General features: G+C 47.1%; 13 protein-coding genes. 11 read left to right on the top strand and 2 right to left on the bottom strand.

What is annotated here, in order from left to right:
* The first annotated feature begins 37 nt into the window (after nucleotides 1-37).
* The 6 genes from SIN01_RS12550 (at nucleotide 38) to SIN01_RS12575 (ending at nucleotide 2849) form a co-directional block, all read left to right on the top strand.
* The gene (locus SIN01_RS12550) at nucleotides 38-334 is read left to right on the top strand and encodes an acylphosphatase (RefSeq protein ID WP_010027362.1); all 297 of its coding nucleotides are present in this window, start codon (nucleotides 38-40) and stop codon (nucleotides 332-334) included.
* A gap of 127 nt (nucleotides 335-461) precedes the next feature.
* Nucleotides 462-725 (top strand): type II toxin-antitoxin system Phd/YefM family antitoxin, encoded by a 264-nt coding sequence (locus SIN01_RS12555; RefSeq protein ID WP_010027361.1) that lies wholly within the window; start codon nucleotides 462-464, stop codon nucleotides 723-725.
* Nucleotides 726-800: 75 nt separating this feature from the next.
* Nucleotides 801-917, top strand: a complete 117-nt coding sequence (locus SIN01_RS15710; protein ID WP_084688926.1) for a type II toxin-antitoxin system RelE/ParE family toxin — start codon at nucleotides 801-803, stop codon at nucleotides 915-917.
* A 188-nt stretch (nucleotides 918-1105) separates the two neighbouring features.
* Nucleotides 1106-1561, top strand: coding sequence for a hypothetical protein (locus SIN01_RS12565; RefSeq protein ID WP_010027360.1), 456 nt, complete (start codon nucleotides 1106-1108; stop codon nucleotides 1559-1561).
* Nucleotides 1562-1851: 290 nt separating this feature from the next.
* Nucleotides 1852-2181, top strand: coding sequence for a DUF805 domain-containing protein (locus SIN01_RS12570; RefSeq protein WP_010027358.1), 330 nt, complete (start codon nucleotides 1852-1854; stop codon nucleotides 2179-2181).
* Between the two features lie 146 nt (nucleotides 2182-2327).
* Nucleotides 2328-2849 carry a DUF4944 domain-containing protein gene (locus SIN01_RS12575; protein WP_010027357.1) on the top strand — a complete coding sequence of 174 codons (522 nt, stop codon included), beginning with the start codon at nucleotides 2328-2330 and terminating at the stop codon, nucleotides 2847-2849.
* Between the two features lie 290 nt (nucleotides 2850-3139).
* Here SIN01_RS12575 and SIN01_RS12580 read toward each other — a convergent pair whose 3' ends face one another.
* Entirely contained in the window at nucleotides 3140-3715 is a 576-nt protein-coding gene (locus tag SIN01_RS12580; protein ID WP_029548344.1) for a hypothetical protein, read from the bottom strand.
* A 662-nt stretch (nucleotides 3716-4377) separates the two neighbouring features.
* On the opposite strand from SIN01_RS12580, the gene ilvB reads away from it, so the two are divergent.
* The 5 genes from ilvB to SIN01_RS12605 are packed head-to-tail and all read left to right on the top strand — an operon-like array spanning nucleotide 4378 to nucleotide 9265.
* A complete protein-coding gene (ilvB, locus tag SIN01_RS12585; RefSeq protein WP_047035039.1) occupies nucleotides 4378-6084 on the top strand; it encodes a biosynthetic-type acetolactate synthase large subunit in 1707 nt (568 codons plus the stop codon).
* 4 nt (nucleotides 6085-6088) lie between these two features.
* Nucleotides 6089-6349, top strand: coding sequence for an ACT domain-containing protein (locus SIN01_RS12590; protein WP_010025997.1), 261 nt, complete (start codon nucleotides 6089-6091; stop codon nucleotides 6347-6349).
* A gap of 12 nt (nucleotides 6350-6361) precedes the next feature.
* Nucleotides 6362-7435 carry a ketol-acid reductoisomerase gene (gene ilvC, locus SIN01_RS12595; RefSeq protein ID WP_272947201.1) on the top strand — a complete coding sequence of 358 codons (1074 nt, stop codon included), beginning with the start codon at nucleotides 6362-6364 and terminating at the stop codon, nucleotides 7433-7435.
* A 33-nt stretch (nucleotides 7436-7468) separates the two neighbouring features.
* Entirely contained in the window at nucleotides 7469-8473 is a 1005-nt protein-coding gene (locus SIN01_RS12600) for a threonine ammonia-lyase (protein ID WP_010025999.1), read from the top strand.
* Nucleotides 8474-8488: 15 nt separating this feature from the next.
* Entirely contained in the window at nucleotides 8489-9265 is a 777-nt protein-coding gene (locus SIN01_RS12605; RefSeq protein ID WP_010026000.1) for an ABC transporter ATP-binding protein, read from the top strand.
* 110 nt (nucleotides 9266-9375) lie between these two features.
* On the opposite strand, the gene SIN01_RS15235 is transcribed toward SIN01_RS12605, so the two are convergent.
* Nucleotides 9376-9630 (bottom strand): hypothetical protein (locus SIN01_RS15235; protein ID WP_218027782.1); only part of this gene is annotated, 255 nt, incomplete at its 5' end.

Raw genomic sequence — 9630 nt, forward strand, 5'->3', positions numbered from 1 at the left:
ATAATTGGAGAAGGATTCGTTAAAGGAGGCGCTAGCGATGGGTTTTGAAAATGAAAAGGTAATCAGTGTTCGCATTTTGGTTACAGGCCGCGTTCAGGGTGTCGGATTTCGCTATTTTATCAAACAGACTGCCGCTCAGCATTCGGTCAACGGATGGGTCAGGAACAGGGACGACGGTCGTGTGGAAATTGCTGCCGAAGGAACCCGGCAGCAAGTAGACGCATTTATTCAAAAAGTAAGACGCGGCACCTTCTTCGCACGCGTCAAAGCTATGGATATTCAGATGCATCAGCCTCAGAACTACATTGGCTTCGAAATAAAAGCAACGATGTAAGCGAAGAGGAGAGGGCTGCTGTTTCAGTCATGATGAGACTATAAACGAGGAACAGTGACTATTTATCTTGATGATCTATCAATATATTGATAGAATTTTCATATACTAACCTTTTAGAAGTGTGCGCATGCCTGAGATACGACCAAGTTCTGATTTGCGAAATAAGTACAATGAAATCGCACAGTTTTGCCATGAGCACTCTGAGCCTGTTTATCTTACGAAGAACGGTAAAGGTGATCTGGCGGTAATGAGTATTGATACCTATGAAATGCTGACGGGCAGGTTCGAACTTTACAATTTATTAGCAAAAGGTGAAGAAGCGATAAAAAAGGGAAAATCGATTCCAGCCGATGAAGCATTTAAACGAATTGAAGATGGTTTGAGTGAATGAGTGCCTACAATTTAATGTTGAGTATACCTGCACGATTCACTTTACTTCCTGATCCATATTTAGCCTCCCCGAGGGATCCGAAAGATAGTTGTTGACCGTTACATTATTTTTTATCTTATTCACGAAGAAGAACACGTCGTTACGATCAGTCGAATCCTTTATGGTAAGCGAAATTGGGAACGGTTGTTGTAAATTCTCCACGATATTTTTTTGAGTGCTAGCTTTTTAAGCGGCTATTCCTTCAATTTTTTATGAAAAGCGACACCATCGATTAACTTTTTTGTTATGAAATTGTTATTTGTGCTATGGCAAGTAACCGGCTCCTGAGTGGCAAATGCGATAGTCATGGGTCTTCTTTAAGCTATTGGCAGAAATAGAAATTGGAACAACAAAAGCACCACAGCTACGCAACAGGGATAACGAAAATGGTAATGGGCTGGAATTGGAGGAAGGCGTTGAAAAATAGAAAAACAGTACTTGTGTTTATGGTACTGATCATGATGACAGCCTTTTTTGCTGGCAGACACGTTTACTATAGGCACCAAGCGGAGAAAAAATTAGATGAATTTATCGCAGCTTATCCTTTTCCCAAGGGCAAGGTAACTATCGACAAACTGTATCAGCCAATGAAGGAAGCCCATGCTTATGTGAAAGAGGTCCATATTAACCGAAAGCCAGATAATTATTATGTTTTTAGCTATAGCAGAGATGATCGGAAGGTTGATTTATCCGGTGTGCTCGACCATGGCGAGTGGTTTGGCATGGATGATGCCTTGTATCAGAAGCTAGATTATCAGCCATCACAAGAGTTTATAAAGAAATATAAGCATCAGTAAAGCCAGAAAACGCAAAAAAAGATGGTCAAATGACCATCTTTTTCACAGTCATAATGAACGGTGATCGCGACAGCTTTCGTGTGCTTGACATTAGCTGATTTACAATCGATGCGGGAGCGCGCATGACCACGCATGATCGCACGCACAAAATATGCGGGACCACGCATGATTTGTGCGGTTTTTTAAGTGGGATCATAAGTCATAATTACATTGTTATTAATCAATGGTCTTTAACTAAATTGGTGAAGGTGGTGGTTCGATGCATTGGTATTTTGATGTAATTAAGAATTATGTTGGTTTTAGTGGGCCGGGCGACGCGAACCGAATTTTGGATGTTTGTACTCGTTAACATTTTTATTACCATTATTGCAGAACTGATTGATAAGTTAATTCTAAATGGTTTGCTGGTTTTTTCCACTTTGTATAATTTAGCCGTTTTAATTCCCACTTTTGCAGTTGGCGCTCGACGGCTTCATGATATTGGAAAAACGGGTTGGTGGCAGCTGATCGGAATTATACCTGTATTAGGATGGATTGTTTTGATTGTGTATTTCTGTACGGATACCCAGGATAAGAAAAATAGTTATGGACTGAATCCAAAAGAATCTCTACAGAAATAAAATCAATATAAGCGTAAAAAATGGTTGATCTCTGACAGGATTGACCATTTTTTATAAGTAAAGAAGGTTAATGATTCTGCCTTGTCGTACTATGATAAGCGGCAAAATACATCGGGGAAATGATAGGAGAGTTAAAGAGGAGTCGCATGAAAGAGATGGTCGCAAACGCAACGCTGCGCGATACATCCAAGGATGATGGGATTCAAGGAGGGGTCATGAAAAAAAGAATAGTTTTCCTTTTTCTTGCCGCACTTTTACTAGTGATCGCGGTTTTTCTGAGTACATATAAAGTTTTCAGTTTTCGGGAGAATACGGCGCTTAATTGGGTTGGAAAAACAGAAGACGGCGGATGGGCAGCTGAAATCCATTATGATAAAGGGCAACAAACCTACTCGGGTTATGTATTCTGGAATGGGTCGAAGGATCATTTTAAGCAACTGGAACAGATGAACCTACGCTATTATGACGGGTCGAAATTAATCATGTCAATCCATCATGCTGAACGTGAAGTTGAGGCGCAGAAAAAAATTGTTTTTGTTGAATTTACCGAGCAACCAAAGGGCAAAGCAAAACTGATATTCAGTTACTCTGATTCCGGGAAAAAAGTAAACCAAGCGATCGTTTTTCATGCGACAACCAAGCATTATCCTTTCTATTCCTCTAAATGAAAAGGAGCAGATCGATCAAGTATCTTCGTGCTCTATAAACGCGTGATTGTTGCAAAAAAATTGGCTGATCAAAAAAAGAATCTTCCTATATAATATTGAAGACTTCCGTGAGCAGAACAGAAAGTAGTCGGATGGGCCAAGAATTTACATGCTATTACCAAGCGGCGATGGAACGACTTTTCGTTTAAGCTGAGCGGCGGCGAGAATCTGCGCAAGGTTCAGAGTCGCGTAATTGTGCGCTGAATCGGATCTTCAATTGAACAGGACAGTCGCACTCTGGTGTTGGGTAGCTATGGCAGAGAACGCAGCACAAGCGTTAACGCGTTCGATGGTTGCAGCATGTAATGGCGTGGATCGTGAACGTGACATTCATACCTACAACCTGCAAGCGGATCGAAACGGTCGATTTTTTTCAGAATCAGCGAATGAGCGACTCTTTTACCAACGTTAATCATGGTGAGCTTCTGTACCGGATTTTGATGCCATGCGCTGCCGTTTTTCGTGATGGGTTGACTCAATTGAATCAGGGGATTAATAGCCGGGCGGGTTGCAGCCTTGGTTTTAACTGATTTTGCATGGTGTGGTCCGCTTGAGGAGAACAATGACAGGTTTTCGAAAGCTGCCGATTCGCGGCGAATCAGGAAGAATGAACGCAGCACCCGTTGTTTGCTCGGTAGAACGTGTAATGCCGCACGCAGATGAAGAAATGCTGCCTGCAAGTACAGAACAGCAGTATCTAATTTTTGAACGGTGCTCATGGAATTTCTTCGCACATAACCACGGACGAGCATACTGCAGAACAAACGGACTAAGAACCATCCGACATTCATTTGTACTTTTAACCTCATACCATAGGAACTGTTCATCGAAAGCTACCCCCTTGTTTTTTAATAAGCAAAATAAAAGCCGCCCATTCGTTTGAATGGGCGGCTTTGCCTGAACCCATTCAACGCGAATCTGGGTCCAAGCATTCGTTAAGTTGTCAACGGATGCCGGGACCCTAGCTAATAATAATAATGGCTTTAATCATGCGTTGTAATGGACGATTCATCGCAAATGGCTCCTAACCGGAATTGTCAAAATTTTAGTATTGTCACTATAGCATTCTTGAAAATTTGTGTCAACAGAAAATAATCAAAAAATTGTCGTTATTTTTAAAAGACGTGGCAGAGCCCGTTAAGAAAAGCAAAGACACAGTTTTGAGTTGCATGGCCAATGCCTTACCGTCGATCATGCCGCGCTGGTATCAATCAGTGTTCGGCAAGTGTTTTTGCTCGAGCAAGAAAAATTTGAAAAAAAATTGAGTTGTTTTTCTTCCATAAGAGCACCCAAAAACCTATGGAAAAAATGGACGAGAGGGGGTTGACTGATTTTTTTTAAGTGATTAACATGTGAGCCAACCCCAAAAATTTCCGCTTCGGTTTTCGAAACCAATCCGGAAAGCGGGGTAATTGAGGAAAAACACAGAGAAGGATGAAGAGCCTCGGAAACAAAAAGGCAATCAGAAAAAGAGAGGAGGAACCTAAAAATGACTGAAAAAACAGAACAGCGTACCGAAACAGGTGCTGATCTGCTGCTCCGATTAATCAAAAGGGCAGGGACAGAGGTACTGTTCGGCTATCCGGGCGGTGCGGTACTACCAATTTACGACGCGGTTTATCGACAGCACATGCGCCATGTGCTGACGCGACACGAGCAAGGCGCCGTACATGCGGCTGAAGGCTATGCCCGAGTTTCCGGGAAACCGGGAGTCGTCCTGGCGACGAGCGGGCCCGGCGCGACGAATTTGGTCACCGGACTGATGGATGCGCTGATCGACTCGCTGCCGCTGGTTGTGTTTACCGGTCAGGTAACACGTCGGGCGATTAACAGCGACGCGTTCCAGGAAGCTGATGTCGTCAGCATGACTGCAGCGGCGACCAAGCATAATTTTCGCGTCCATAGCGTGAGTGAATTACCGCGAGTGGTTGCCGAAGCCTTTTATTTGGCGGCAAGCGGGCGTCCGGGACCGGTTCTGGTCGATCTGCCCAAAGACATTTGTGCCGGGCAGTTGGGAAAAGTAGCAGAGCCGTCCGCTACGGTTCAGCTTCCAGGTTATCATGTCCCGGAACAAGCGGATGCTCGCGTGGTGATGCAGCTCGCTGATGCATTGGCGAAAGCGGATCGTCCGCTACTGCTCGCCGGCGCCGGTGTGCTTCATTCTGGAGCATCCGAAAGATTGCGGCGATTGGCTGAACATTGCCATTTGCCGGTGGTAACCACTCTTCTTGGACTCGGCAGCTTTCCAGCATCGCATTCGCTTTCTCTAGGCATGGGCGGGATGCACGGAACGTTTGCCGCCAATATGGCGCTTTCCGAATGCGATCTGCTGCTTAATATCGGCGCGCGCTTCGATGACCGATTGACCGGAAACCTTGAAAAATTTGCTCCGAAAGCTCAAGTCGCCCATGTCGATATTGATGCATCGGAAATCGGCAAAGTGATCAAAACGGATTTTGGTCTTGTCGGCGATGCTGGTACGGTACTCGTCCAATTGGAACAAGTCTTGGATGGGCCTTTGCCTAGCCATCACGACTGGCTGAATCGTTTGCACGGCTATGCCGATGCGCATCCGCTTCACTATGGCCCTGTGAAAGCAAGTGATCCGTTGCTGCCACAATTTGTTATTGAACAGATCTGCCGATTTGCTGGGCCGGATGCCATCGTTGCGACGGATGTTGGACAGCATCAAATGTGGTCGGCCCAATATTACCGTTTCGAAAGACCCGGAAAGTTTGTCAGTTCCGGCGGTTTGGGCACGATGGGGTTTGGTCTTCCGGCGGCCATTGGTGCACAGGTTGCCTGCCCACAGACTAAGGTGGCGGCAATTCTTGGCGACGGCGGTTTTCAAATGACGCTGCAAGAGTTGGCAGTCATTGCCGAACAGAGACTACCCGTGAAAATTTTTATTCTAAACAATCATACGCTCGGAATGGTGCGGCAGTGGCAGGAATCCTTTTACGGCGAACGTTATGCGGAATCGATTCCGGAAATGCAGCCTGATTTTGTCCGGCTTGCGGAAAGCTACGGGATCCGCGCGCGGCGTTTAACCGATCCAGCTCAGGCTGCCGAAACCGTTGAAGCGGTGTTTGCAACGGATACTCCGGCTCTGGTTGATTGCAGGGTGAAGCAGATGGAAAATGTGACGCCAATGGTTCCTCCTGGCAAAGGATTGATGGAAATGACGGGAGTGTGAACAGATGGAGCAGACAGTACGGGTTGAAACGGCAACGAACCCTGATGTTCTGGCGCGGGTCACGATGTTGCTTGGACGTGGCAATTTGTCGATTGTCGCCATGCGTGCGGAACGTAAGGGCAAACATTTCTACATGCGCCTGACGCTGACAGCAGAAAGCGCAAACCAGTTGAAGCGGTTTGTCAGCCAGGCAGCAAAGCTGATTGATGTGTATGATGTTACGCCATGCAGCGAAAAGAATGGTTTGCTGGAGGCATCTAACTGAAACTATTTAACTATTGGCAATAGACAAAAAAAGGAAAAGGGGAATACGAAAATGACAGCAAAGGTTTACTATGACAAAGATATCAATGAAAATGTACTGCAAGGGAAAAAAGTAGCGATCATGGGCTATGGCTCTCAAGGACACTCACAGGCTCAGAACTTGCGTGACAGCGGCTTCTCCGTGACGGTCGGCGTAAGGCCGGGCAAATCTTGGGAAAAGGCGGAACGCGATGGATTCCCGGTGAAAACGGTTCGGGAAGCGGCAGCAGAAGCAGACGTTGTCATGATGCTACTGCCGGATGAACGCCAGCCTGAGGTTTATTACAAGGAAGTTGAGGAAGGTCTTGAACCGGGCAATGCTCTTGCATTCTCGCACGGTTTCAACATCCACTTCACCCAAATCGTTCCGCCGAAGGATGTTGATGTATTCATGGTTGCCCCTAAAGGTCCAGGCCACTTCTGCCGTCGTGAATATCTGAATGGTGGCGGCGTACCGGCATTCTACGCCGTTCAGCAAAACGCGTCCGGTCAAGCAGAAGAACTCGCACTCGCATGGGCGAAAGGGCTTGGCGCAGCGCGTGCCGGTGTACTGAAGACCACATTCAAGGAAGAGACGGAAACGGATCTTTTCGGCGAACAAGCAGTACTGATGGGCGGGCTGACGCATTTGATCGAAGCCGGATTTGAAACGCTTGTCGAAGCGGGGTATCAACCGGAAAATGCTTATTTTGAAACCTGTCATGAGATGAAGATGCTCACCGACCTGATCTACGAGAACGGTTTGACCGGGATGCGTTACTCATGCTCCGATACCTCCAAGTTCGGTGACTTTACCGTTGGACGCTATGTGATCGACGACGGTGTCAAAACGCGTATGAAAAAAGTCCTAGAAAATATCCAATCCGGTAAATTCGCTCGTGATTGGGTGCTTGAAAATAAAGTCGGCCGCCCGATGTTCAATTCACTGCAGCAAAAGGAAAACAACTCGGAACTTGAACGTGTTGGACGCGAACTGCGTCGCCTCATGCCTTTTGTTAAGGATGGAAAGCAGGACAGTGAAGACATCACAGCAAACGTTACACAATAAAATGCAGTTGACCCGACGTGGACGGGAGAAAGGGTGAAGATCATTGGGGATTATGTGTCGCTCGCAGCAATTCAAGAAGCCTGTGAAACGCTGATGCCTGTTGTGCATCGGACGTCGCTGATAGAATCGGCGACATTGAACCGCTTTAGCGGGGCGCATCTGCATCTGAAACTGGAAAATATGCAGCGAACCGGATCATTTAAACTTCGCGGCGCATTTAACAAAGTGGCTCATTTGTCTGATGAAGCGCTGAGTCGCGGTGTTGTCACCGCCTCTGCCGGTAATCATGCACAAGGCATTGCCTATGCAGCAGCACGACGCGGGGCTGCGGCACGAATCTTTATGCCCAAACAAACGCCTAAGGCTAAGATTCGGGCAACGGTCGCTTATGGCGCAGAAGTTGTACTTGCGGGTGCATCCTACCAGGAAGCGTACGAAGCCGCGCGCATGGACTGCCAGACAAATCATTCTGTTTTCGTTCATGCATTTGACGATAATCAAGTGATTGCCGGACAAGGCACCGTTTCAGCAGAAATGCTGGCGCAATGTTCAGATCTGAATACGGTACTTGTACCAATCGGAGGTGGCGGTCTTGCCGCAGGAACTGCTTGCTATCTGAAGAGTGTCCGGCCGAGTGTACGCGTGATTGGTGTTCAATCGGATCACGCACCGGCGATGTATAATTGTTTTCATCACGAGAACAAGTCGGCAAATCGACAAACGCCAGGCATCGCTGAGGGCATATTGGTTGATTGTCCTGGTGAACGTACGGTTCCGGTCATCCAACGCTATCTTGACGATCTCGTCACCGTCTCTGATTCAGAGATTGCCCAGGCAATGGTACTCATGCTTGAACGCAGCAAGCTGCTTGTCGAAGGTGCCGGCGCCGCAGCACTTGCGGCGGTACTTGCCGGCCGGGTTGATGTGCGCGGCCAGCACGCCGGTTTAATTGTCAGCGGAGGCAATGCCGATCCGGAGGAATTGCCGCAGATTCAACACATGGCTGCAGAATCTGTTTCAAAGGTCGGCACGCTTTGAAAGGGGAAAAGCTGAATGATTATTGATGCGAAAAATATCAGCTGGGTACGCGCAGATCATACCGTTCTGAAACATGTCGATTGGCAAGTGCACAAAGGGGAGCATTGGTCGCTGGTGGGGCTGAATGGTTCAGGAAAAACAACCTTACTGAAAATGGTTAACGGCTACATCTGGCCGACAAGCGGCACGTTGTCCGTGCTCAATCGTCCGTTCGGAACATGCGATTTGCGCGAGTTGCGCAAGAAAATTGGCTGGGTAAGCACTGCACTCGTTGATAAATTCAGGGCAGATGAACGACCGGAAACGATTGTTTTGAGCGGTAAATTCGCCTCCATTGGTCTTTACGATCAGGTATCGTCCAACGAGCGCGAGAAGGCGCATGAGTTATTGCAGAAGCTGGGCTGCGCATCGTTTGCGGGCAGAGCATTTGGTCTTTTGTCGCAAGGTGAGAAACAGCGCGTGCTAATTGCCCGCGCCCTGATGGCGGAACCTGAACTGTTAATTTTGGATGAACCATGCAATGGGCTGGATCTGTTTGCCAGAGAACATTTACTGGCTCTTGTTGCACAGCTCGCAGCCTCAGAGGATGCACCGACAATGATTTTTGTAACCCATCATGTTGATGAACTTCTGCCTTGCTTTGATCATACACTCCTGCTCAAAGCAGGGGCTGTCTTTCAATCCGGTGCGGCAAGTGACGTCATGACGCCCGAAACTATGAGTGAATTTTATGACTATCGCGTTTCCGTGCAGCAGCAAAACGGACGACTCGCCGTGTCCCTGCGTGCTTAATCAATTCGATGGATTCAATCCTTTTAACTCCAGTAATTTTACTGATGCTTTTCTGTTTCGCGCATCTGCGCGTGTACGGAGAAGCTTTTTTTTATTAGGTGTCATAATAGTCAAACCGATAACACAGTAGCTTGGACGAGCATCAAAAGCAGAGAAATCCCGAAGTTAAAGCGAAATCCCGAAAAGTTAAAGCAAAAACCCGAAGTTAAAGCGAAACGGTGAGGACTGGGGCGCCGTGGCAAGCGAGCAGCTGTAGTGTCGTTCGTGGACAAGATTGATGGTTCAAAACTGCGTCCTGTGGAGGTAGAAATCTCTGCTAAGTGTACAGGATTTTCACTAATTGTAAAAGGAACTTCCGCTAATTT

It is taken from the genome of Sporolactobacillus inulinus, assembly GCF_006539285.1.
In the GTDB taxonomy this organism is placed as follows: domain Bacteria; phylum Bacillota; class Bacilli; order Bacillales; family Sporolactobacillaceae; genus Sporolactobacillus; species Sporolactobacillus inulinus.

Excerpts from the sequence above, each read along its gene's own strand:
- SIN01_RS12550 (WP_010027362.1), top strand. The coding sequence starts at position 38 with ATGGGTTTTGAAAATGAAAAGGTAATCAGTGTTCGCATTTTGGTTACA.
- SIN01_RS12555 (WP_010027361.1), top strand. The coding sequence starts at position 462 with ATGCCTGAGATACGACCAAGTTCTGATTTGCGAAATAAGTACAATGAA.
- SIN01_RS12570 (WP_010027358.1), top strand. The coding sequence starts at position 1,852 with ATGTTGGTTTTAGTGGGCCGGGCGACGCGAACCGAATTTTGGATGTTT.
- SIN01_RS12575 (WP_010027357.1), top strand. The coding sequence starts at position 2,328 with ATGAAAGAGATGGTCGCAAACGCAACGCTGCGCGATACATCCAAGGAT.
- SIN01_RS12580 (WP_029548344.1), bottom strand. The coding sequence starts at position 3,715 with ATGAACAGTTCCTATGGTATGAGGTTAAAAGTACAAATGAATGTCGGA.
- ilvB (WP_047035039.1), top strand. The coding sequence starts at position 4,378 with ATGACTGAAAAAACAGAACAGCGTACCGAAACAGGTGCTGATCTGCTG.
- SIN01_RS12590 (WP_010025997.1), top strand. The coding sequence starts at position 6,089 with ATGGAGCAGACAGTACGGGTTGAAACGGCAACGAACCCTGATGTTCTG.
- SIN01_RS12605 (WP_010026000.1), top strand. The coding sequence starts at position 8,489 with ATGATTATTGATGCGAAAAATATCAGCTGGGTACGCGCAGATCATACC.